The following is a 20,915-nucleotide window of genomic DNA, read 5'->3' on the forward strand; positions in this document are numbered from 1 at the left end:
CCCATCAGCAGACTCGCCCTCGCCGAGGACAACCTGTTGAGGCTCCACATCTAGGCAAACAAAAAGGCGGCCCGTGCGGACCGCCTTCCTGTAATTTCAGTGTTGATCGGGCTCAGTGCGCGGCAGGCGCGACCTGAACCGCTGCGGTGTCGGCGACCCCATCAGTCGGAGCCGCTACGCCGTCGGCCGGAGCCGCGGTGGCGTCGGCCGCGCCGGCAACCGGCGGCTGGCGGGCCGGGTCGGGTGCGGGAACCGGGAAGCCGGCCGAACCCTGCGAACGCAGATAGGCGATCAGATTGACGCGGGTCTGGGTGTCCCGCAGGCCGGCGAACGACATCTTGGTACCGGCCACATAGCGTTGCGGTGCGGTGATGAAATGGTCGAGCGCATCCAGCGTCCAGGTCGGATCGACGCTGACGTGGGCTTTCATCGCGTCGGAATAGGCGAATCCGGCGTGGCTGGCGACGGCGCGTCCGACGACCCCGTTCAGGTTCGGGCCGATCTTGTTCGGCCCCCCGGCGGCGATGTCGTGACAGGCCTGGCAGCGGGCGAACGCCGCTTCACCGGCGGCGATATCGGCGACGGGCAGGACGGTGCCCCAGTCGGGGGCCAGTTCGACCGCGGCGGCTCCACCGGCCGGCGTCTCCGGCGCGTCGACGAAATAGCCCATCTTCTCAGGGGCCTCGGTGCGGAAAATCGCACCAGACACCTGCTGGACCACCAGAATGGCGAAGACCGTTCCCAGGCCCGCACCGAAAATTTTGTTCCACTTCAGATCGCCGCTCATAGCGTCGTCGCATCCCGTTTCTGGGCCCCGTCAGTCGGCCGGCCACTGGCCGGTCTCGGGGCGTATCCTTGCGTGGCCGTCTCTTACACGGTAGCGCCGCCTTCGCAACTGGTCCGGAGCTGTCCGGGCGTCGCAGGGCATGATCGTGCACATGAACCCCCTGATTCTGATCCCGGCCCGGATGGCCGCCACCCGACTGCCGGGCAAGCCGCTGGCCGATATCGGCGGCCGGCCGATGATCGTGCGGGCGTGGGAGCGGGCGGTCGCTTCCGGTCTGCCGGTGGCCGTGGCCGCCGGGGATGCGGAGATTGTCGCGGCCGTTGAGGCGGCGGGCGGTCGGGCGGTGCTGACCGATCCCGACCTGCCGTCCGGGTCCGACCGGATCCGGGCCGCGGTCGAGGCCATCGATCCCGACGGCAAGCATGACGCCATCATCAATCTGCAGGGCGACATGCCGTTCGCCGACCCCGGGCTGGCCCGCACCTGTGCCGATCTGCTGGATTCACAGTCGGGCTGCGATATTGCCACCCTGGTGGCCCGGGAGGCCGAGGTCGGCGATCGCGGCAATCCGGACGTGGTCAAGGCGGTGCTGGCACTGGACGACGGGGCGACCGCCGGACGGGCCCTGTATTTCACCCGCTCGACCCTGTTCGGCGACGGCCCGGTGTGGCGGCATATCGGCCTGTACGGCTATCGGCGCGAGGCGTTGATGCGCTTTTGTGCCGCACCGCCGTCACCGCTGGAGCGCCGGGAAAAGCTGGAGCAACTTCGGGCGCTGGAAATGGGCCTGTCGATCTGGGCCGCCGTGATCACCGAGGCCCCGTTGTCGGTCGACAGCCCGGCCGATCTGGCGGCGGCGCGGGCGATGGCCGTCCGAGTCTAGACCCCGAAACCGTCGACCCAGGCCTGTAACAGGGTGCGGGCGATGGTCACACGCGGCGGGGCCTTGATGGACGGATGGGTGCCGGCCAGCACGGCGCGGGCTTCGTCGCGGGTCAGCCAGGCGACCGATTCGAGCTCGGTCTGGTCCGGCGCAGCATTGTCATCAGACACCTCGGCGATCAGGCCGATCATCAGCTGGGACGGGAAGGGCCACGGCTGGCTGGAGTGATAGCGTACTGTGGTGACCGTCAGGCCCGCCTCCTCCTCGATCTCGCGGGCACAGGCCTCCTCAATTGATTCGCCGGGCTCGAGGAAGCCGGCCAGGGCCGACATCCGCCCCTCGGGCCAGGCCGCCTGTCGGCCCAGCAGGCAGCGGTCCCCGTCGGGCGAGCAGAACACCGGCAGCATGATGGTGACAGGATCGACGCGCGGAAAATGCTCGACGCCGCAGGCCGGGCAGATCCGCTTCCAGCCGCCGCAGGCGTTTTCGGACTCAATGCCGCAGGCGGCGCAGAAGCCGTGACGGCGACGCCAGTCGAACAGGGATTTGGCCGCCCCGGCCATGGCAGCGTCGGCTCCGCTGAGCAGGGCGGCGGCCTCGCGCATCTCGGTGAATGTGCCGAGACCGGCGGCGGGCCCGCTGGTCGGATCGATCGACCCTTCGAATTCGATGGCGAAGACGGGGGCCCCCTTCCACAGACCCAGAAACAGTTCTCGGTCCGGCACCATGTCGCGGGCGTGGGGCAGGGCCAGCCAGCTCAGGCGCGGACCGTCGGCGTGATCCTCGATCAGGGGGCGACCTTCCCACAGGACCATGGCTAGGGCGTCGGGGCGCTCGGCCTGTTCGGCCAGCCAGCGGGGATCGTTGCGCAGGTCGCCGGCTCGATCGAGCGGATTGCCGGCGAAGGTGTTGGTGGCAGGAAGGGACATGATCCAGAGACTAGGCTGATGCGGCGCGGCTGGGGAGACGTCTTGATTCTGGCCGCCCGAACCGCGATATAGGCCTCGGAGATCGGTGCGGGCGAAGGTTTCGCCAATCTGGTCAGGGCCGGAAGGCAGCAGCCACAACGAATTCCCCTTCGGGTCGTGTCGGTCTCCACCTCCATTCACGCTGATTTCGACCGGATCGTCGGTGATTCGGCCCTTCGCGGGACGGCCTGACTCGCGGTAGGACTGCAGCATGACCGACGTCGATCCGAATCTCGATGGCCCTCCCTGGGAAGAAGACGCTCCCGACGGTGACGTCGTCGAGCGCGACCCCGACACAGATGACATGTTCGGCGCGCCTGCCGCCCCCGACGCGAGCGAGCCCGCGCCCGAGGCTGTGGCGGCCGGGAAGGCACCGCCCAAGCCGGTCGCCGGGTCCGACGACGGGCCGGCGGCCCATGTCGACGACGGGGCCGCCTATACAGTGCTGGCCCGCAAATACCGGCCGCGCACCTTTGAGGATCTGATCGGCCAGGAGGCGATGGTTCGCACCCTGACCAATGCCTTCTCCAGCGGGCGGATCGCTCATGCCTTCATGCTTACGGGCGTGCGCGGGGTCGGCAAGACCACCACCGCCCGGCTACTGGCGCGGGCGCTGAACAACCAGAGTGACGCGATCGACCGCCCGTCGCTGGCCCTGAGCGCCGACGGGCGGCACGACGCGGCCATCATGGCCGGTCAGCATATGGACGTCGTCGAGATGGACGCCGCCTCCCATACCGGCATCGACGGTATTCGCGACATCATCGAGAGCGTCCGCTATGCGCCGGTCGAGGCGCGCTACAAGGTCTATGTGCTCGATGAGGTGCACATGCTGTCGAACCAGGCCTTCAACGCCCTGCTGAAAACGCTGGAAGAGCCGCCGCCGCACGCCAAATTCATCTTCGCCACCACCGAGATCCGCAAGGTGCCGGTGACGATCCTGAGCCGCTGTCAGCGTTTCGACCTGCGTCGGGTCGAGCCCGAGCTTCTGGTCGGCCATCTGGAGCGGATCGCCGGACGCGAGGGCATGGCCATCGAGGCCGACGCCCTGGCCCTGATCGCGCGCGCGGCCGAAGGCTCGGTCCGCGATGGCCTGTCGCTGCTGGATCAAGCTCTGGTGCAGGGCGAGCGCGGCGAAACGGTCAAGACCGAGACGGTGCGCGACATGCTGGGTCTGGCCGACCGCAGCCAGACCATCGCCCTGTTCGAGAGCATCATGGCCGGGCGCACGCCCGAGGCGCTGGAGAGCTTCCGCACCCTGTACGGCTATGGAGCCGATCCGGTGCAGGTGGCCAACGACCTGCTGGAACATTGCCACGCCGCCTCGGTGGCCAAGATGCTGGGGCCCAACGCCACCCGCCTGCCCAATGACCAGGCCCAGAAGCTGGCGGCCCTCGGCGCGGCGATCTCGGCCGGGACGCTGGCGCGGGTATGGCAGATGTTGCTGAAGGCGCTGGACGAGGTGCGACGCGCGCCCAGTCCCGCCGACGCGGTCGAGATGGCCATTGTGCGGCTGGCCTATGCCGCCGACCTGCCGGGTCCGGAAGAGGCGCTGAAGGCGTTGCGTGACGGCGATCCGACGGCCGGAGGAGCCGGAGGGGGCGGTCCGCGTGGCGGCGGTGGCGGGGGCGCGTCGGCCCAGCTGGCGGCGCGTCCGGCGGCGGCCCCGGCCCTGCCCGACCCGCAGACCTTCGAGGCCACCGTGGCCCTGATCGGCGAGAAGCGCGAGATCAGCCTGCAGATGGACGTGCAGCGCTACGTCAAGCCGGTGGCCTTCAAGCCGGGGGCCATCACCTATGAGAGTGCACCGGGGGCTCCGGCCGATCTGGCGCGGCGGCTGGCCAGTCGCTTGAAGGAATGGACCGGCCGCACCTGGCTGATCGCCGCCAACGGCCAGGGCGGCGGCGAAACCCTGATCGAGGGCGAGAAGCGCGGCCGGGCCGAGGAGCGGGCGGCGGTTGAGGCCGATCCGTTCGTCAAGGCGGTGCTGACGACCTTCCCCGGGGCCGTGCTGGGCGAGATCCGCACCCTGGCCCCGGCGGTCGAGATGCCGGCCATCCCGGATGAGGGCGAGACGGACGAGGACTGATCCGCGCACCCTCTGTCGCCAAACCGTTCAAGGACCTATCTGGATATCATGACCGATCTCAATGCCCTGATGCAGCAGGCCCAGGCGATGCAGCAAAAGCTGCAGGACGCCCAGGCGAAAATGGCGGACACCACCGCTTCCGGAACCTCCGGCGGGGGCCTCGTTACCGTGGCCCTCAGGGGGCCGGGCGACATCACCGGCGTGACTATCGACGACAGTCTGCTGGTCCCCGGCGAGGGCGAGATTCTAGCCGATCTCATCGTCGCCGCCCATGCCGACGCCAAGCGCAAGCTGGACGAGGTCAACAGTGCCCTGATGCGCGAGGCCGCCGGGCCGATGGCCGGGATGAATATCCCCGGCATGCCGAAACTGTTCTGACTTGGCCGCCTCGGCCGGGCCGGAAATCGAACGACTGATCAGCCTGCTGGCCAAGCTGCCGGGGCTGGGTCCGCGTTCGGCCCGCCGCGCGGCCCTGGCCCTGCTGAAGCGGCGCGAGCAGCTGCTGGTGCCGCTGGCGGCGGCGCTGCAGGAGACCGCCGACAAGGTCACCGCCTGTTCGGTGTGCGGCGCGCCCGACACGCGGGATCCCTGCTCGATCTGTTCCGACGGCGCACGCGACAACGCGCTGATCTGCGTGGTCGAGGAGGCCGGGGCCCTGTGGGCCATGGAGCGGTCCGGGGCCTTCCGCGGCAAATATCATGTGCTGGGTGGCCTGCTGTCGGCGCTGGACGGGGTCGGACCTGAGGCCCTTCGCATCGCCGAACTGAGCGGCCGGGTGCGCGGTGGCGAGGTGCGCGAAGTGGTGCTGGCCCTGCCGGCCACCGTCGATGGCCAGACCACGGCCCACTATATCGCCGAGCGGCTGACCGGAACCGGCAATACGGTGGCCGTCACCTCGCTGGCGCGGGGCGTGCCGGTCGGCGGCGATCTCGACTGGCTGGACGACGGCACCATCGTTCAGGCGATGCGGGCCAGACGGCCGGCCTGAACGACACGACCGCACCTGACGCCGCGGTATGCCATCGTGCCGTCATGAGGCACCGGACTATCCAGCGCCCGGACGCTTCGGACGGTTTCTTTTTCGGGACTGGACGTGGCGGCGTCCAGCGATTCCCGGTAAGGAACGGAGCATGAACAGTCTCGATATGCTCCTTGTCGGCGTTACGGCGATCGCAAGCCTCGGCTTTCTTTGGGCCTGGCTCGGCTGGCAGAAGGCAAAAAACACGCTGGGCGCGGCCGAGACGCGGCTGGAGCTGATCGAGGAGAGCCGCGAATCGATGGCGGCTTTTCTGACCGCCCAGGCCTCGGATTCGGCGCGGACGGTGGCCGACCAGATGGTGACCCGCGCCACCGAGACCTTTCAGGCCCAGGACCGGGTGGCGCGCGAGCGGATGGAGGCCCAGCTGAAGCCGGTCGCCGAGACGCTGAAGAAATTTCAGGACCATGTCGCCGCGCTGGAGAAGACCCGCAATGAGGAAACGGGCGGGCTGAAGGAACAGCTGGCCCTGCTGATGACCGCCTCGACCGCCACCCGCGACGAGGCGCGGCGGCTGACCGAAGCCCTGAAGGGCAATACCGGACGGCGCGGACGCTGGGGCGAGCAGACCTGCCGAAATGTGCTCGAGGCCGCCGGCATGGCCGGGCGCTTCGACTTTCAGGAACAGATCTCGGCGGCCGACGACCAGGGCCGCCAGCAACGGCCCGATTTCATCGTCCGCATGCCCGGCGGCGGCATGTTCGTGATCGACGCCAAGGTGCCGCTGGCCTTCGGCGACGAGACCGACGGCGACGAAGAGGCCCAGGCCAAGGCCGCCTCCCTGCGCACCGCGACCAGTATGAAGACCCACGTGCGCCAGCTGTCATCCAAGGCCTATCAGGACCAGTTCAAGCCCAGCCCCGACGTCGTGGTGATGTTCGTGCCCGGCGAATCCTTCCTCTCGGCCGCGCTGGATCACGAGCCTGACCTGATCACCCAGGCCATGGATGCCCGGGTGCTGATCGCCACCCCGACCACCCTGTTCGCCCTGTGCAAGGCCGTGGCCTACGGCTGGCGCGCCGAGGAGCAGACCAAGAACGCCGAAGAGGTCGCGAAGCTGGGCAAGGAGCTCTACAAACGCCTGTCGGTGATGGGCGGCCACGCCGCCGCCGTCGGCCGCGCGCTGGACACCGCCGTCGGCAAATACAATCAGTTCGTCGGCTCGCTGGAGAGCCAGGTGATGGTCTCCGCCCGCCGGTTCGAGGATCTGCACGTCGACCACGAGGGCAAAAACCTGGACGAGCTGGCCCCCGTCGACCAGTCCCCCCGCGCGCTGAGCCGGCCCGAACTGCTGACGGGAGCCGCTGGACCCAAGCCGATCAGGCAGGGTTTGCAACAGGATTGATCCCCACCGTCCGATTCCAATTCTTGAGTAGCGCAGCCGGCGGCTCGCGGCGGTTATGTCAAGTGAGCTTGTTTTTGAGACAAGGGAGCTTGACTTTTGGGTGAGGTGTTGTAAAGCGCACTTGTCAAATAGACGTGGGAGCTTGACATGAACATTCCAACGACCCTGGCCCGCCGGCCGCTCGTCCGATACCTCGCGGGAATTGCGCTATGTGCCATTGGCGGGGGCGTTGGTGCGGGAGTGGCGGCCGCTTTCGGTTCGGCCAGTCCTGTCGGATTGCTGGTTACGGCGGCCGGTGGTGCGTTCAGCATGCTGGTCGTGGCGGTGGCCTCCATCCTCTGGTGGAACGCTCTCGATGAGGCGGCCCAAGAGGCGCACAAATGGGCCTGGTGGTGGGGCAGTACCGGCGGCGTCGCCGTTGGTGGCGTTGTGCTGATCACGTTGGTGACCGCCACGCGCGAAGGGCCGCTTCCGGCCATACTGAGTGGTGATCCCATCACTGTGCTGATCAACGGAGTCTCCGCTTTGGCTCTCTTTCAGGTCATCGGCTATGCCCTCGCCTGGGCCGGCTGGTGGCTGGCCCGACGGTAGGGGGCGGACATGAACAACCGCCTCAAGGTGCTGCGCGCCGAACGCGACTGGAGCCAAGCTCATCTGGCCGAACAGCTCGGCGTCTCGCGCCAGACCGTCAATGCGCTGGAGACCGGTCGCTATGACCCGTCCCTGCCCTTGGCGTTCAAGATCGCCCGGACCTTCGAACAGACGATCGAGTCCATCTTTTTCGAATAATTCCAACCTTTAATCGGCTTTTCGCCATCAACCTCAATCAGGATTTCATCATGACCTTCATTACCCGCCTCAAGATCTCCGCAAGCGACCTGGCCCGCACGGCCGTCGGTGCCACTTTCGGTGTCGCCCTGACCGCAGCCCTGGTCGGCAGCCTGCCGACAACCGTGCTGGCCCAGACTCCGGCCGCCGCCGTAACCGCTTCGGCCCCGCGAGCTGAGGGAGCCGGTCCGGCGTTGTGGGTCATCCGTGATGCCGATTCGACTCTCTATCTGTTCGGTACGGTGCATGTGCTGCGGCCGACTACGGCCTGGGGCTCGGACCGGGTCGATGCGGCCTTTGACAGCGCCTCGCGTCTGATCCTTGAGGTCGCCAATCTCGATGACCAGGCCGCGGTCATGCCCCTGATCCAGCAGTACGGCATCTCGCCCGAGACCCCGCTGTCCAGCCTGCTGACCGCGGATGAACTGGCGGCGCTCGATGTCGCCGCTAAAACCATTGGTTTGAGCGCGGCCCAGATGGACCCGATGCGCCCCTGGTTGGCGGCGCTGACCCTGTCCGTCGCGCCGATGACCAAGGCCGGTTACGATCCGCAGTCGGGAGTCGAGCTGCTGCTGAAGGCGCGCGCCGAGGCCGCCGGCAAGCCGGTAAGCGGGTTCGAGACTCTCGACGAGCAGATCCGCATTCTGGCAACCTTCCCCGAAGCCGGACAGCTGACGTTCCTGCGCAGCACCCTCGAGGATTTCGAGGACGCGACGGTCGAGCTGGACAAGCTGGTTTCTGCCTGGGCGGGTGGCGACATGGAGACCATCGGGGAGGTCTGGGTTGAGCCGCTGCGCGGCGAGAGCGAGCTGATGTACCAGTCGCTGCTGGTCAACCGGAACGTTAACTGGGCCGGGCAGATTGAGACCCTGCTGGAGGGTTCGGGTACGGTGTTCATCGCCGTCGGAGCTGCCCATCTGGTGGGCGACGACAGCGTTCAGGCGATTTTGCGGCGTCGAGGCGTCACGGTCGAGATCGCGCCGAACTGAGCCGAGCCCGGCGGAACGAGACGGGACCGGTCGCTACGACCCGTTCCGGCCGCTCGCCTTCAGGATTGCCCGGGTTTTCGACCTGACGATCGAGTCCGTTTTTTCCGAATGACCCGAAATCTCCCCCTCTTTTCATTGCCGCGACCGTTGGGTTTATTGACAACGTTTTGTTATTTAGCTAAACGACAACTCGTAGGGTTCGTCTCGAAACCCCCAACGTGGGTGGTGACGGGCCGGGTGAGCCGCCTTTTTGCGCCTTCAATTTCTGGACAGGATTTCCACCATGACTTTTGTGACCCACCTCAAGACCTCAGCCAGCACCCTGATGCGCACTGCCGCAGGCGCAGCCCTGGGCCTCGGCCTGATCGCCGGACTGGTCGGGGGCCTGCCGGCGGGGGCTCTGGCCCAGACTCCGGCGGCAACCTCTACGCCGGCCCCGCGTGCCGAGGGTGCCGGCCCGGCCTTGTGGGTCATCCGCGACGCCGACTCGACCCTCTATCTGTTCGGCACCGTCCATATGTTGCGTCCGACCACGGCCTGGGGTTCTGATCGGGTCGATGCCGCCTTCGACAGTGCGTCGCAGCTGATCCTCGAAGTGTCCAACCCCGATGATCAGGCGGCGGCCATGCCGTTGATCATGCAGCACGGCATCACGCCTGACCGACCCCTGTCGACACTGCTGACGGCGGAAGAGTTGGTGGCCCTGAATGCGGCGGCCGAGACCATGGGGCTCAGCGCCGCCCAGCTGGACCCGATGCGGCCGTGGCTGGCTGCCCTGACCCTGTCGGTCGCCCCGCTGGCCAAGGCGGGATACGACCCCCAGTCGGGCGTCGACCTGATCTTGCGGACCCGGGCCGCCGCCGCCGGCAAGACGGTCAGTGGCTTTGAGACTCTCGACGAGCAGATCCGCATTCTGGCCGGCTTCCCGGAAGCCGGGCAACTGGTCTTTCTGCGCAGTACGCTTGAGGATTTTGAGGATGCGACGGTCGAGCTGGACAAGCTGGTCGACGCCTGGGCCGAGGGCGATGTCGCGGCGATCGCCGACATCGGCGTGGAGCCGATGCGTCAGGAGAGTGAGTTGATGTATCAGTCGCTGCTGGTGAACCGGAACGCCAACTGGGCCAACCAGATTCAGACTCTGCTGGACGGTTCGGGCACGGCGTTCATCGCCGTCGGGGCTGCTCATCTGGCCGGCGACGACAGCGTTCAGGCAATCCTGAAAGCGCGGGGTGTCACGGTCGAGATCGCGCCGAACTGAGCCGACCTCGGCGGAACGAGACAGGCCCGGCCGCTGTGAAGCGACCGGGCCTTTGCCGTTTGGCGTGGCGGGGGCCGGATGTCGCCCTAGCGGAAGGCGCAGCCGGGTTTGAAGCCGAAGGCCTTGAACGCCATGGCGGCCGGGCAGAAGCCGGTGAAGGCCGACTGGATCAGGTTCAGTCCGGCGAAGACAGTCAGGGCGATCCACCAGGGATTAACCGTCAGGCTGAGCGCCACCCCGATCAGGATGACGAGGCCGGCAAAGGCGAGAACGGCGCGGTCGAGGGTCATGGATGTGGTCCTTGTGCGAGGAGGAGGGGAAATCAGTCCTTGAGGCGGTGGGCCCCGATCAAATCGAGGGCTAGTCTTTCGTAGAAGGGAACGCTCTCGCCGCGTTTGACCTTGCCGATGAAATATTTCTCGAACCCGACCTTGGCGAGATGGACCCATTTGCCGCTGGCCGCCCAGTTGACGTTGCGCGGCGGGATCTGGGGCTGGGCGAAGAAGGCCACACCGCCGTCGCCGAAATCGGCCAGGCAGATGGCGTTCCAGGTGGCCTCATGGGTCGGGGCCTGATCGTTGACTTCCTGTCGCAGGTTGTGGGCGATGGCGGTGACCATGCTCTCGATCATGAAGCCGGTCTTGGGCACGCCGACCGGCACCGGGGTCGGGCCGACGGGAGGAATGGCGACGCAGACCCCCAGTGAATAGACATTGGGGAAGGTGGGGTTGCGCTGGTGCTTGTCGGCCAGAATGAAGCCGCGTGGATTGACCAGGCCCTCGACGCCGCGAACAGCCTCGACGCCGCGGAAGGCCGGCAGCATCATCGAATAGGTGAAGGGCAGGGCGTGGGTCGCCTTGACCGAGCCGTCGTCGGCGATGGCCTCGACATGCATGGTGTCCGGCTCGACCTTGGTCACCTTGGCGCTGGTAATCCATTTGATGTGCCGGTTACGCATCTCGCTCTCGAGCAGACCCCGGGTGTCGCCGACGCCGTCGAGGCCGAGGTGGCCGATATAGGGTTCGGAGGTGACGAAGGTCATGGGGACCTTGTCGCGGACCTTGCGACGCCGCAGCTCGGTGTCGAGGATCAGGGCGAATTCATAGGCCGGTCCGAAGCAGGAAGCCCCCTGGACGGCCCCGATGATGACCGGGCCGGGGTTGGCGGCGAGGGTATCGAAGGCGTCCGCCGCCTCTTCAGCATGATCGACGTGGCAGACCGACTGGGTGAAGCCGGGGGTCGGGCCTAGGCCCTCGATCTCGTCGAAGGCCAGTTCGGGGCCGGTGGCGATGACCAGATAGTCGTAGTCGAGGGCTGTGCCGTCGCCCAGGTCGATCTGATTGTCAGCCGGGCGGACGCGGGAACAGCCTTGGGAAAGCAGGCGGATGTCGCGCTTGCGGAGAACCGGTTCCAGCTGGACCTCGATCGCCTCACGCTTGCGCCAGCGGACGGCGACCCACGGGTTCGACGGAACAAAATGGAAGAGTGACCCCTTATTCACCACGGTGACGTCCGCGGCATAGCCGAGCGCGTCCTTGATCTCGAAAGCGGCGACCGTGCCGCCCAAGCCTGCACCGAGAATGACGACATGGGGCTTTCTACCGTCGGCCATGGACTTTCTCCCTTTGACAGTGGCGAGGCGGGGTTCCGGGTCGCCGGTGTCGCTTGACGTTTACAATATCAATATAATATACGCAAATACGAAACTAACAAAGATCGACCTGTGTCGGTCAACCCATTCGAAATCAGCGGGAGCGTGTGCGCGATGATCCAGATCAAGGACGTAAAAAATCTGTCGGCCCATGAGGTCCGGGCCGGTCAACTGGCCGGCGAGATCCTGATCGTTGATGTGCGGGAGCCGGGCGAATTCGCGGCCGAGCGTATTCCGGGCGCGATCAGTCATCCGCTGTCGACGTTCAATCCGGCGTCCCTGCGGACGTCCGTCGATGAGATCAGTGTCGTGTTTCAGTGCGGATCCGGAGTGCGGTCGTTGAAGGCCATCCGGGCTTGTCGCGAGGCTGGTATCATGGTCGACAGCCACTTGGCTGGCGGTATTGGTGGCTGGAAGGCCTGTGGTCTGCCGACAGAGCGGCACCCCCTTCAGAATGCGACCCGGTAGACGCTGGCAGGAGTGAGCATGATACGGTTGTCCCTGACTAACGTACCGGCCCGTCTGGTGGCCGCGGCTGTTGTAGGGGCCGCGCTGGTTCTGTCCGGCTGTGGGCCCGCGACTCCGGACTCCGCCACTCCGGCCGCGAAGGCCGTGTCCGGAGGTTATCCGGTCGTGCTGCGCGCCATCGTCGATATGAAGCCGGTTGCCGGCGAGGTGACCACCCGTGACATGGGTATGGCGACGGCGCGGATCGGCGGGACCCTGGTGACCTTGAATGTGCGGGAGGGTGCGACGGTGCGCGCCGGTCAGGTGATTGGTGTCGTCCGTGACGAGCGGATCGGCTTGCAAACGGCGGGCTATGACGCCGGAGTCCGCGCGGCGGCGGCCGAGGCCGAACGGGCCCGGGCCGATCTGGCGCGAATCCGCACCCTGTTTGACCGGGGTATCTATGCCCAGGCCAAGCTGGATCAGGTCGAGGCGGCCGCCCGCGCCGCTGAGGCCAATCTGGAAGCGGCGCGTGCCCAGCGCGCCGCCAGCGCCGAAGCGGGTGCACAGGGATCGATTCTGGCACCGACAGCCGGGCGTGTGCTGAAAGCCGATGTTCCGCTCGGTTCGGTGGTCATGCCGGGTCAGGCGATCGCCACCGTGACCTCGGGTCCGCTGGTGGTCCGGGTCCAGTTACCGGAGGGTCAGGCACGGATTCTCCGGGTCGGTACCCGGGTCGAGATGACGCCTGACGGTCCCGGAGGCGCGGTTGTCAGTGCGGCCGTGGCCCAGGTCTATCCGGCCGTGGACGCAGGTCAGGTGGTCGCCGATATCGATGCCTCGGGCCTGGACGCCAGTCTGATCGGACGCCGTATCGGTGTGCGTCTGCCGGTCGGCGAGCGTCAGGCCATGATCATCCCCGCGACCTATGTCGTGACCCGGTTCGGCGTCGACTATGTGCGTCTGATGCGGGGCGGGGCCGTAGCGGATACGCCGGTCCAGATCGCCCCGGGACCGTCCGCCGCCGAGGTCGAGGTGCTGAGCGGTCTGGTCGCCGGTGACCGGATCGCCGCTCCTGCGGGGACGACCCGATGAACCTGGGTCTGTCCGGTCGACTGACCGCCGCCACGATCAAGTCACCGCTGACACCGCTGATCCTGATCGCGGCCCTGGCCATGGGGTTGCTGGCCCTGCTGAGTATCCCCCGTGAGGAGGAGCCGCAAATCAGCGTGCCGATGATCGACATCATCGCCATGGCTCCCGGCCTGTCGGCCCCGGACGCGGTGGAACTGGTCGGCAAGCCGCTGGAGAGCATCGTCAAGGCCATCCCCGACGTCGAGCACGTCTATACCTTCGCCGACGACGACCAGGTCATGGTGGTGGCCCGGTTCAAGGTCGGGACCCATCCCGACAATGCCGTGGTCCGGGTCAATGAGCGGATCCAGGCCAATATGGACCGAATTCCGGTCGGGATCGCGCCGCCCCTGATCCAGGTCAAGGGCATCAATGACGTGCCGATGCTGACCCTGACCCTGTCGCCAGACGCCGCCAATGCCGACCGATGGGATGAGGCGACGTTGAGGCTGATCGCCGACCAGTTGCAGACCGAGGTCTCCAAGGTCACCGACATCGGCCAGACCTTCATCACCGGCGGACAGCCGGAGGAACTGCGTATTGAGCCCGACCCGGCCCGGCTGGCGCTGCACGGAGTGTCGCTGGGGGCGTTGATCGACACAGTGCGCCAGGCCAACCGGGCCTTTCCCACGGGCGCGGTGCGCGACGGTGGCCAGGCGGTTTCGGTGGTGGCGGGACAGACCCTGACCTCGACCGCCGACATCGGCCTGCTGACCGTGCCCTCGACGACCGGCCAGGCTGTAGCTGTGCGCGATGTGGCAACGGTGGTGCGCGGCCCGGCCGAGACCCAGTCGCGGGTCAGCCGCTGGTCCCGCGACGCCGATGGTCATTGGAGCAATGCCCCGGCCGTGACCCTGGCCGTGGCCAAGCGCGAGGGGGCCAATGCCGTGGTCGTAGCCGAGGCCGTGCTGCATCGGGTCGAGGCGCTGGAAGGCACGCTGATCCCCGAGGGCCTGCACGTTGCCGTGACCCGCGACTATGGCGAGAGCGCCAACGAGAAGGCCAATGAGCTGTTGCTGCATCTGGGGCTGGCGACGGTGTCGATCGTCATCCTGATCGGCTTTGCCATCGGCTGGCGCGAGGCGGCGGTGACGGCGGTGGTCATTCCGACGACCATCCTGCTAACCCTCTTCGCCTCGAACCTGATGGGCTATTCGATCAACCGGGTCAGTCTGTTCGCGCTGATCTTCTCGATCGGCATCCTCGTCGACGACGCCATTGTGGTGATCGAGAACATCGCCCGACACTGGGCCATGGACGATGATCGGACGCGCCAGCAAGCGGCGATCGAAGCGGTGGCCGAGGTCGGCAATCCGACGATCGTCGCGACCCTGACCGTGGTCGCGGCCCTGCTGCCGATGCTGTTCGTTTCGGGTCTGATGGGGCCCTATATGGCCCCGATCCCGGTCAATGCCTCAGCGGCCATGGTGTTCTCCTTCTTTGTGGCCATGGTCATCGCTCCGTGGCTGATGGTGCGGTTCGCGCGCAAATCCCTGGGCGACGGCGGTGGGCATCAGGCCCATGATGAAGGCGTGCTGGGACGCACCTATCGCAAGGTCGCCGGACGGGTCATCGCCACGCGGCGCTCGGCCTGGATATTTCTGATCGCCATCGGCGTGGCAACCCTGCTGTCGATGGCGATGTTCGCGACCAAGACGGTGACGGTGAAATTACTGCCGTTCGACAACAAGTCCGAACTGACGCTCGTGGCCGACCTGCCGGAAGGGGCGACGCTGGAAACCACCCAGAGGGTTCTGGCCGATGCGGCCGTTGTCGTTCAGGGCCTGCCGGAGGCCACAGCCATCGATTCCTATGCGGGCACGGCCTCGCCGTTCAATTTCAACGGTCTGGTGCGTCACTACTATCTGAGACGGAAACCCGAGCAGGGTGATCTGTCGATCAGTCTGGCCCCCAAGGGCGAGCGCAAGCGCAGTAGCCATGATGTGGCGCTGGAGTTGCGGACCCGGCTGTCAGACCTGACGTTGCCGACCGGAACGTCGCTGAAGGTGGTCGAGGCCCCGCCCGGACCGCCGGTGCTGGCGACTCTGCTGGCCGAGGTCTACGGCCCCGATGCAGCTAGCCGCCGGGCGGTGGCGGAACAGTTGAAGGGCATCTTCAAGGCCGTGCCCTATGTGGTCGATGTCGACGACAGCTATGGCGTGCCGCGTCCGCGGCTCCGGCTGGTGCCAGACCGGACCCAGATCGAGCGCTTCGGGGCCTCGGAACGGGAGGTTCTGGATTCGATCGGCGCGGTGATGGACGGACAGGTGGTCGGCTATGCTCATCGTGGCGAGGGGCGAGACCCCCTGCCAATCGCCGTGCGCTTGCCGCAGTCGGCCCGGACCTGGAGCGAGACCCTGGCCTCGACCCCGGTGGCCAGCGCCGCTGGTGGCGGACGTCTGGTGTCGCTGGGCGAACTGGTTACGGCCGGGACCCAGGCCGGGTCGACCCTGATCTATCGCCGTGACGGTCGTGACGTGGACATGGTCCTGGCCGAGCTGGCCGGACAGTATGAGGCCCCGATCTACGGTATGCTCGAGATCAACCGCCGTATCCGCGCCGCTGACTGGGGCACCGCCGACGCGCCGACCGTGCGCATGAACGGCCAGCCCGATGACGAGAGCACCGCTTCGGTCCTGTGGGACGGGGAATGGGAGATCACCTGGGTCACGTTCCGCGACATGGGCGCGGCGTTCGGGGTTGCCTTGCTGGGAATCTATGTGCTGGTCGTGGCGCAGTTCAAGAGCTTCCGCCTGCCGCTGGTGATCCTGACGCCGATCCCGCTGACCCTGGTGGGGATTGTCATCGGTCACATCCTGTTCGGCGCGCCGTTCACCGCCACCTCGATGATCGGCTTTATCGCCCTGGCGGGGATCATCGTGCGCAACTCGATCCTGCTGGTGGACTTCATCCGCCACAGCCAGGGCGACGGGCGACCCCTGCGTGAGGTCTTGCTGGAGGCGGGGGCGATCCGCTTCAAGCCGATCCTGCTGACGGCTCTGGCGGCCATGATCGGGGCGGTGGTGATCCTGTTCGACCCGATCTTCCAGGGGCTGGCGATCTCGCTGCTGTTCGGCCTGGCCTCCTCGACCCTGCTGACGGTGCTGGTTATTCCGGCCATCTATATCGTGCTCAGGGATGATCAGCCGGTCACATCCCCGGCCGCGCAACCGGACACGGTCGAGATCGTACCCTAGCGGCGCTCGGGCGGCGGGGTCATGCGGGCGAAACGGGCCCGGTCGCCGCGGGGCGGCTCGGCAGGCGCGGCCTCGCCGGCGAGGCGTTCGGTGACGGCGCGCGGGTCCTTGCAGAAGATCTCGTGCAGCATGGACATGACGGCCAGCGCCCGCTCGTCGGCGATCGAATAGAAGATCGAACGTGACTCGCGCCGGGTCTTGACCAGCCCCGACTGGCGTAGCTCGGCCAGCTGCTGTGACAGGCCGGGCTGTTTGATGCCGAGGTCCTGTTCCAGCTGACCCACTGAACGTTCGGCCTGGGAGATGTGGCACAGGATCAGCAGGCGATTGGCGTTGCTGAGCTGACGCAACAGATCTGCGGCCTGGGGCGCGCGGGCCTTTAGCATTTCCATGCTTGCGGGGGAGGGGTCCGGACTCATGATTTGCGCTCGCGCGTGTACCAGCCCTGTCCCCCGGCCTCGGTGGCGAGGGCCTCATCGAGGGTGACGGCAGCGGGTTCCAGCAGGGATTCGCCGATGGTCCAGCCGGCCGGGGCCGAGGCGTGTTCACGGTCGGTGATCTGCAGGGCCGTGACCAGCCGCAACAATTCCTCGACCGAGCGGCCGACGGTCATCGGATACCAGCTGATCGCCCGCACGATGCCGTCGGGGTCGATGACGAAGGTGGCGCGGACGGCGGCACTGTCGGGCGAGATCGCGTCAACCATGCCATAGGCGGCACCGATCACCATCGAGGGATCCTCGATCACCGGAAAGGGGATGCGCACGCCGTAGCGACGGTCGATGTCGGCCAGCCAGGCGATGTGGGCATAGAGGCTGTCGACCGACAGGGCCATCAGGTCGCAGTCAAGAACGGCGAAGGCGTCGGCATGCTTGGCGAGGGCGACGAATTCGCTGGTGCAGACCGGGGTGAAGTCGGCGGGGTGTGACATCAGCACCAGCCAGCGCCCGCGATAGTCGCTGAGGCTGCGCTCGCCCATGGTCGTGCGGGCAGTGAAGCCCGGGGCGAGATCATTCAGTCGCAAGGGGCGCGGCCCGGACTGGGTTTCGGACGACTCGTGCATGGTTTCTCCAGGCGGCATAACCCCCTCCGTGAGGGCTTGCGCATCAGGTTGCCGACCACAATCTACATAGTTGCGTGAACTATGAAAAGATATAGACGTTAACTGGCTTTGAGGAGGTAGAGAGTCCATGTCCAACCTTTCTGCAGACCCCGCACGGGATCATGCCGCCGAGGTGGTGAGCGCGGCCCTGGCCGACGGGGCCCGTCGTCCCGAGGTGACGTCATTCTTTGATGAGGCGACCTTCACCATCAGCCATGTGGTGCGCGATCCCGGCTCGAATGCCTGCGCCATCATCGACAGTGTTCTCGACTATGACGCCGCGTCGGGTCGGACCTCGACGACCTCGGCCGACGCCTTGATTGCCCATGTCCGCGCCGAGGGACTGACGGTCGAATGGCTGTTCGAGACCCATGCCCATGCCGACCACCTGTCGGCGGCCCCCTATCTGCAGGCGGCCCTGGGCGGGCGGCTGGCGATCGGCGGCGAGATCGTCCGGGTGCAGCAGGCCTTCGGCGAAATCTTCAACGAGGACGCGGCCTTCCATCGCGACGGCAGCCAGTTCGACCAGCTGTTCCGGGACGGCGACAATTTCACCATTGGCGGGCTGGCGGCGACGGTGCTGCATGTGCCTGGCCATACGCCGGCCTGTCTGGCCTATGTGATCGGCGATGCCGTCTTTCCCGGCGATACCCTGTTCATGCCGGACTACGGCACGGCGCGCTGTGACTTTCCGGGGGGTGACGCCCGCACCCTGTACCGGTCGATCCATCGACTGACCTCGCTGCCGGATGAGGCGCGGGTGTTCCTGTGCCACGACTATTCAGCCCCGCCCGGGCGCACGACCTACGCCTGGGAGACCACCATCGGGGCCGAGCGGACTGGTAATATCCATGTGCGCGACGGTGTCAGCGAAGACGAGTTCGTCGCCATGCGTACGGCGCGGGATGCCACCCTCGGCATGCCAAAATTGATTCTGCCATCGGTGCAGGTGAACATGAACGGCGGACGGTTGCCGCCCGCTGAGGACAATGGCGTGCGCTATCTGAAGGTGCCGCTGAACCTGTTGTGACACCCCGACTCATTCCGGATCTCAAGACCAGAAGGACGACCCGTATGGATATCCGCAAGCTTGATGCGCGGCTGGACGTCTCGCCCCAGATCGCGCTGGAGGACATGAAGGCCCTGGCTGGCCTGGGCTATCGGGCGGTGATCTCGAACCGGCCGGACGGCGAGGAGCCGGGCCAGCCGAGTGCTGAACAGGTGCGGGCCGCGGCCGAGGCCGAGGGGATGAGTTTCCGACATGTTCCGGTGACTGGCGGGAATATGGGGCCCGACGTCGTGGCGGCCATGCGGGCTGCCCTCGACGAAATGCCCGGACCGGTGCTGGGGTTCTGTCGCAGCGGCACCCGCACCACCTGTCTGTGGGGCCTGGCCAATGCCGGACAATGTCCCGCCGGAGAGCTGATCGAGACGGCTCGCGCCGCCGGTTATGATCTGTCGCCGCTGAAGCCGCGGCTTGAGAACGGACTGGCCTGACATGGACGCCATACCGCATCTCAGCCTGGTTCAGTACCTGCTCGGAGCCGCGTCCGGAGGGCTTGTCGGCTTCTCCCTGGGGCTGGTCGGTGGCGGTGGATCGATCCTGGCCGTGCCGCTGATCGTCTATGTGGTCGGGGTGCGGGATCCGCATCTGGCCATCGGCACCAGTGCCCTTGCCGTGGCCGCCAATGCGGCGGCCAATCTGATCAACCACGCCCGTGGCGGTACGGTGAAATGGAAGATCGCCGGCCTGTTCGCCATGGCGGGCGTGATCGGAGCCCTGCTGGGGTCCAGTTTCGGCAAGGCCGTCAATGGTGAGACCCTGCTGGCCCTGTTCGCCATGCTGATGCTGGTGGTCGGGGTGATGATGCTGAGGGGCAGAGGCACTGAGGGCGATCCGACCGTGCAGCTGACGGCGGGCAATGCGCCGAAACTGATCGGCACCGGGGCCGCGACCGGCATCCTGTCCGGCTTCTTCGGTATCGGCGGCGGCTTCCTGATCGTGCCCAGTCTTATGTGGTCGACGCGGATGCCGATCTATTCGGCCATCGGCTCGTCGTTGGTCGGGGTTACGGCCTTCGGCCTGACCACGGCGCTGAACTATGCGGTGTCAGGCTGGGTCGACTGGCTGCTGGCAGGCGTGTTCGTCGCCGGGGGCGTTGTGGGCGGACTGGGCGGCGCGCGGCTGGCCAAGGTCCTGTCCGACCGGCGCGGGGCGCTGACGACGGTATTCGCGGCCCTGATCTTCGTGGTGGCCATCTATATGCTGTACCGCAGCGCCGCGGCCGCGGGCCTGATCTAAGTCCGGGCCGAGGGGCCTGACTTTCAAGAGATGGTGCGGGCGGTCGGGCTCGAACCGACACTCCTTTCGGAACTGGATTTTGAGTCCAGCGCGTCTACCAATTCCACCACGCCCGCAGTGTCCGCGCGGCATCGCGCCGGACCCGTGGGGTCGTAGCGCGGTGCATCCGATCCCGTCAACGCGGTATTGACCGGGGCGCTCAGGTGTCCAGCGCGAGGTGGGCGTCCTTGCCCCCGGCCATGACGGTGCGGGCGCGCAGGAACATCTCGAGCCGCTGAACCAGGATCAGGCCGATGACGAAGACGAGAAAGGCCTGTTCGATCGCCGTGATGTTGAGACCGAAGGCCCCGGCGTGGTCTTCGAGCCAGGGGCGCAGGGCCTGGCGGCCGAGCAGCAGGGCGACGAGAATGACCAGGCCGAGCGGCGAGGCCTGGGCCTTGAGGACGTCGTCACCGTCCTTGTGAATGGTGATCATTCGTCCGCGCCACCAGCCGGCCACGACGCCGAGTCCAAGGGCGATCGCGAGCACGACCCAGTCGAGAGCCGCATAGGGGGACAGGTCGGCCAGCGGTCCCTGATGCATGCCCCACAGGCCGAAGGCAATGAAGGGCACGAAGATGGCCGGCAGTATCCACATCCGGTCTGGTCGCAGAACCCGGGGGCGACGATTACGGAGCAGGACCAGCGGCAGCACGATCGCGATGGCGATCAGGGGCGCGAGTTGTTGCGGTGTCATCCGGATTTCCCTCGCCCCGGATGAGACCCGGGCGCGTCTGGCCAAAGCTTAATCCTGCTTTTGCATCCGCAGGAAGCCCCCCGTCGCCGCTCCAGGGTGTTGCAGGTCAACACCGGGCGGTCGTCATGCTCCGCAAGTCTCCGCCCGCTGTCCTGATGGTCGA

22 protein-coding genes, 1 tRNA gene and 1 other RNA gene are annotated in these 20,915 nt (G+C 66.8%); 16 read left to right on the forward strand and 8 right to left on the reverse strand.

All coding sequences use genetic code 11. The features are described 5' to 3' along the window. Window positions 1-112: 112 nt before the first annotated feature. A complete protein-coding gene (locus AAC050_RS08805; RefSeq protein WP_339914710.1) occupies window positions 113-787 on the reverse strand; it encodes a cytochrome c family protein in 675 nt (224 codons plus the stop codon). Between the two features lie 151 nt (window positions 788-938). Between AAC050_RS08805 and AAC050_RS08810 the strand changes: the two genes are divergently transcribed. After that, entirely contained in the window at window positions 939-1,670 is a 732-nt protein-coding gene (locus AAC050_RS08810) for a 3-deoxy-manno-octulosonate cytidylyltransferase (RefSeq protein ID WP_339914711.1), read from the forward strand. Here the strand turns inward: AAC050_RS08810 and nudC are convergent. After that, the gene (gene nudC, locus AAC050_RS08815) at window positions 1,667-2,599 is read right to left on the reverse strand and encodes an NAD(+) diphosphatase (RefSeq protein ID WP_339914712.1); all 933 of its coding nucleotides are present in this window, start codon (window positions 2,597-2,599) and stop codon (window positions 1,667-1,669) included. The two genes, AAC050_RS08810 and nudC, sit on opposite strands and share 4 nt — an antisense overlap. A 76-nt stretch (window positions 2,600-2,675) precedes the next feature. Here nudC and ffs point away from each other — a divergent pair. From ffs to AAC050_RS08860, 9 genes are all read left to right on the forward strand, one after another. Next, window positions 2,676-2,771, forward strand: an RNA gene (ffs, locus tag AAC050_RS08820) — signal recognition particle sRNA small type. 78 nt (window positions 2,772-2,849) lie between these two features. Next, complete coding sequence (locus AAC050_RS08825; protein ID WP_339914713.1) at window positions 2,850-4,727, forward strand: DNA polymerase III subunit gamma/tau; 1,878 nt, start codon at window positions 2,850-2,852, stop codon at window positions 4,725-4,727. A gap of 48 nt (window positions 4,728-4,775) precedes the next feature. Continuing rightward, the gene (locus AAC050_RS08830) at window positions 4,776-5,105 is read left to right on the forward strand and encodes a YbaB/EbfC family nucleoid-associated protein (protein WP_339914714.1); all 330 of its coding nucleotides are present in this window, start codon (window positions 4,776-4,778) and stop codon (window positions 5,103-5,105) included. A 1-nt stretch (window position 5,106) separates the two neighbouring features. Next, window positions 5,107-5,715: a recombination mediator RecR gene (recR, locus tag AAC050_RS08835; RefSeq protein ID WP_339914715.1), complete on the forward strand. Its 609-nt coding sequence runs from the start codon at window positions 5,107-5,109 to the stop codon at window positions 5,713-5,715. A gap of 142 nt (window positions 5,716-5,857) precedes the next feature. Beyond that, window positions 5,858-7,108: a DNA recombination protein RmuC gene (locus AAC050_RS08840; protein ID WP_339914716.1), complete on the forward strand. Its 1,251-nt coding sequence runs from the start codon at window positions 5,858-5,860 to the stop codon at window positions 7,106-7,108. A gap of 147 nt (window positions 7,109-7,255) precedes the next feature. Continuing rightward, on the forward strand, window positions 7,256-7,699 hold the full coding sequence (locus AAC050_RS08845; RefSeq protein ID WP_339914717.1) for a hypothetical protein: 444 nt from the start codon (window positions 7,256-7,258) through the stop codon (window positions 7,697-7,699). A gap of 9 nt (window positions 7,700-7,708) precedes the next feature. Then, window positions 7,709-7,897 carry a helix-turn-helix transcriptional regulator gene (locus AAC050_RS08850; protein ID WP_339914718.1) on the forward strand — a complete coding sequence of 63 codons (189 nt, stop codon included), beginning with the start codon at window positions 7,709-7,711 and terminating at the stop codon, window positions 7,895-7,897. A 50-nt stretch (window positions 7,898-7,947) separates the two neighbouring features. Further along, a complete protein-coding gene (locus tag AAC050_RS08855) occupies window positions 7,948-8,925 on the forward strand; it encodes a TraB/GumN family protein (protein ID WP_339914719.1) in 978 nt (325 codons plus the stop codon). Between the two features lie 283 nt (window positions 8,926-9,208). After that, a complete protein-coding gene (locus AAC050_RS08860; protein ID WP_339914720.1) occupies window positions 9,209-10,183 on the forward strand; it encodes a TraB/GumN family protein in 975 nt (324 codons plus the stop codon). A gap of 86 nt (window positions 10,184-10,269) precedes the next feature. Here the strand turns inward: AAC050_RS08860 and AAC050_RS08865 are convergent, their stop codons facing one another. Next, complete coding sequence (locus tag AAC050_RS08865) at window positions 10,270-10,473, reverse strand: DUF2892 domain-containing protein (protein ID WP_339914721.1); 204 nt, start codon at window positions 10,471-10,473, stop codon at window positions 10,270-10,272. A gap of 32 nt (window positions 10,474-10,505) precedes the next feature. After that, complete coding sequence (locus AAC050_RS08870; RefSeq protein ID WP_339914722.1) at window positions 10,506-11,795, reverse strand: FAD-dependent oxidoreductase; 1,290 nt, start codon at window positions 11,793-11,795, stop codon at window positions 10,506-10,508. Window positions 11,796-11,948: 153 nt separating this feature from the next. Between AAC050_RS08870 and AAC050_RS08875 the strand changes: the two genes are divergently transcribed. The 3 genes from AAC050_RS08875 to AAC050_RS08885 are packed head-to-tail and all read left to right on the forward strand — an operon-like array spanning window position 11,949 to window position 16,612. Continuing rightward, window positions 11,949-12,302: a rhodanese-like domain-containing protein gene (locus AAC050_RS08875; protein ID WP_339914723.1), complete on the forward strand. Its 354-nt coding sequence runs from the start codon at window positions 11,949-11,951 to the stop codon at window positions 12,300-12,302. A gap of 18 nt (window positions 12,303-12,320) precedes the next feature. Next, the gene (locus AAC050_RS08880; RefSeq protein ID WP_339914724.1) at window positions 12,321-13,376 is read left to right on the forward strand and encodes an efflux RND transporter periplasmic adaptor subunit; all 1,056 of its coding nucleotides are present in this window, start codon (window positions 12,321-12,323) and stop codon (window positions 13,374-13,376) included. After that, window positions 13,373-16,612, forward strand: coding sequence for an efflux RND transporter permease subunit (locus AAC050_RS08885; protein ID WP_339914725.1), 3,240 nt, complete (start codon window positions 13,373-13,375; stop codon window positions 16,610-16,612). The genes AAC050_RS08880 and AAC050_RS08885 overlap by 4 nt, the downstream gene beginning before the upstream one ends. Here AAC050_RS08885 and AAC050_RS08890 read toward each other — a convergent pair. Together AAC050_RS08890 and AAC050_RS08895 are read right to left on the reverse strand one after the other, a co-directional pair. Beyond that, window positions 16,609-17,004: a metalloregulator ArsR/SmtB family transcription factor gene (locus AAC050_RS08890; RefSeq protein ID WP_339914726.1), complete on the reverse strand. Its 396-nt coding sequence runs from the start codon at window positions 17,002-17,004 to the stop codon at window positions 16,609-16,611. The two genes, AAC050_RS08885 and AAC050_RS08890, sit on opposite strands and share 4 nt — an antisense overlap. 23 nt (window positions 17,005-17,027) lie before the next feature. Then, window positions 17,028-17,675, reverse strand: coding sequence for a peroxiredoxin (locus AAC050_RS08895; protein WP_339914727.1), 648 nt, complete (start codon window positions 17,673-17,675; stop codon window positions 17,028-17,030). 127 nt (window positions 17,676-17,802) lie between these two features. Between AAC050_RS08895 and AAC050_RS08900 the strand changes: the two genes are divergently transcribed. Genes AAC050_RS08900 through AAC050_RS08910 form a run of 3 tightly spaced genes read left to right on the forward strand, consistent with a single transcriptional unit; the run spans window position 17,803 to window position 20,016 of the window. Then, the gene (locus AAC050_RS08900) at window positions 17,803-18,744 is read left to right on the forward strand and encodes an MBL fold metallo-hydrolase (protein WP_339914728.1); all 942 of its coding nucleotides are present in this window, start codon (window positions 17,803-17,805) and stop codon (window positions 18,742-18,744) included. A 44-nt stretch (window positions 18,745-18,788) separates the two neighbouring features. Next, the gene (locus AAC050_RS08905; RefSeq protein ID WP_339914729.1) at window positions 18,789-19,211 is read left to right on the forward strand and encodes a TIGR01244 family sulfur transferase; all 423 of its coding nucleotides are present in this window, start codon (window positions 18,789-18,791) and stop codon (window positions 19,209-19,211) included. Window position 19,212: 1 nt separating this feature from the next. Continuing rightward, window positions 19,213-20,016, forward strand: a complete 804-nt coding sequence (locus AAC050_RS08910; RefSeq protein WP_339914730.1) for a sulfite exporter TauE/SafE family protein — start codon at window positions 19,213-19,215, stop codon at window positions 20,014-20,016. A gap of 31 nt (window positions 20,017-20,047) precedes the next feature. On the opposite strand, the gene AAC050_RS08915 is transcribed toward AAC050_RS08910, so the two are convergent. After that, window positions 20,048-20,132: transfer RNA gene (locus AAC050_RS08915), tRNA-Leu, on the reverse strand. An 83-nt stretch (window positions 20,133-20,215) separates the two neighbouring features. Then, on the reverse strand, window positions 20,216-20,752 hold the full coding sequence (locus AAC050_RS08920) for a DUF1453 domain-containing protein (RefSeq protein ID WP_339914731.1): 537 nt from the start codon (window positions 20,750-20,752) through the stop codon (window positions 20,216-20,218). Window positions 20,753-20,915 lie beyond the last annotated feature (163 nt).

Source organism: uncultured Brevundimonas sp. (genome assembly GCF_963974615.1).
GTDB lineage: Bacteria > Pseudomonadota > Alphaproteobacteria > Caulobacterales > Caulobacteraceae > Brevundimonas.

What these genes read in the sequence shown, in the direction of transcription:
- AAC050_RS08900 (WP_339914728.1), top strand. Translation starts at nt 17,803, where the DNA reads ATGTCCAACCTTTCTGCAGACCCCGCACGGGATCATGCCGCCGAGGTG.
- AAC050_RS08840 (WP_339914716.1), top strand. Translation starts at nt 5,858, where the DNA reads ATGAACAGTCTCGATATGCTCCTTGTCGGCGTTACGGCGATCGCAAGC.
- AAC050_RS08880 (WP_339914724.1), top strand. Translation starts at nt 12,321, where the DNA reads ATGATACGGTTGTCCCTGACTAACGTACCGGCCCGTCTGGTGGCCGCG.
- AAC050_RS08865 (WP_339914721.1), bottom strand. Translation starts at nt 10,473, where the DNA reads ATGACCCTCGACCGCGCCGTTCTCGCCTTTGCCGGCCTCGTCATCCTG.
- AAC050_RS08830 (WP_339914714.1), top strand. Translation starts at nt 4,776, where the DNA reads ATGACCGATCTCAATGCCCTGATGCAGCAGGCCCAGGCGATGCAGCAA.
- AAC050_RS08810 (WP_339914711.1), top strand. Translation starts at nt 939, where the DNA reads ATGAACCCCCTGATTCTGATCCCGGCCCGGATGGCCGCCACCCGACTG.
- AAC050_RS08855 (WP_339914719.1), top strand. Translation starts at nt 7,948, where the DNA reads ATGACCTTCATTACCCGCCTCAAGATCTCCGCAAGCGACCTGGCCCGC.
- AAC050_RS08805 (WP_339914710.1), bottom strand. Translation starts at nt 787, where the DNA reads ATGAGCGGCGATCTGAAGTGGAACAAAATTTTCGGTGCGGGCCTGGGA.
- AAC050_RS08870 (WP_339914722.1), bottom strand. Translation starts at nt 11,795, where the DNA reads ATGGCCGACGGTAGAAAGCCCCATGTCGTCATTCTCGGTGCAGGCTTG.
- AAC050_RS08850 (WP_339914718.1), top strand. Translation starts at nt 7,709, where the DNA reads ATGAACAACCGCCTCAAGGTGCTGCGCGCCGAACGCGACTGGAGCCAA.
- AAC050_RS08860 (WP_339914720.1), top strand. Translation starts at nt 9,209, where the DNA reads ATGACTTTTGTGACCCACCTCAAGACCTCAGCCAGCACCCTGATGCGC.
- AAC050_RS08885 (WP_339914725.1), top strand. Translation starts at nt 13,373, where the DNA reads ATGAACCTGGGTCTGTCCGGTCGACTGACCGCCGCCACGATCAAGTCA.
- AAC050_RS08845 (WP_339914717.1), top strand. Translation starts at nt 7,256, where the DNA reads ATGAACATTCCAACGACCCTGGCCCGCCGGCCGCTCGTCCGATACCTC.
- AAC050_RS08875 (WP_339914723.1), top strand. Translation starts at nt 11,949, where the DNA reads ATGATCCAGATCAAGGACGTAAAAAATCTGTCGGCCCATGAGGTCCGG.
- AAC050_RS08905 (WP_339914729.1), top strand. Translation starts at nt 18,789, where the DNA reads ATGGATATCCGCAAGCTTGATGCGCGGCTGGACGTCTCGCCCCAGATC.
- AAC050_RS08890 (WP_339914726.1), bottom strand. Translation starts at nt 17,004, where the DNA reads ATGGAAATGCTAAAGGCCCGCGCGCCCCAGGCCGCAGATCTGTTGCGT.
- AAC050_RS08825 (WP_339914713.1), top strand. Translation starts at nt 2,850, where the DNA reads ATGACCGACGTCGATCCGAATCTCGATGGCCCTCCCTGGGAAGAAGAC.
- nudC (WP_339914712.1), bottom strand. Translation starts at nt 2,599, where the DNA reads ATGTCCCTTCCTGCCACCAACACCTTCGCCGGCAATCCGCTCGATCGA.
- AAC050_RS08895 (WP_339914727.1), bottom strand. Translation starts at nt 17,675, where the DNA reads ATGCACGAGTCGTCCGAAACCCAGTCCGGGCCGCGCCCCTTGCGACTG.
- AAC050_RS08910 (WP_339914730.1), top strand. Translation starts at nt 19,213, where the DNA reads ATGGACGCCATACCGCATCTCAGCCTGGTTCAGTACCTGCTCGGAGCC.
- AAC050_RS08920 (WP_339914731.1), bottom strand. Translation starts at nt 20,752, where the DNA reads ATGACACCGCAACAACTCGCGCCCCTGATCGCCATCGCGATCGTGCTG.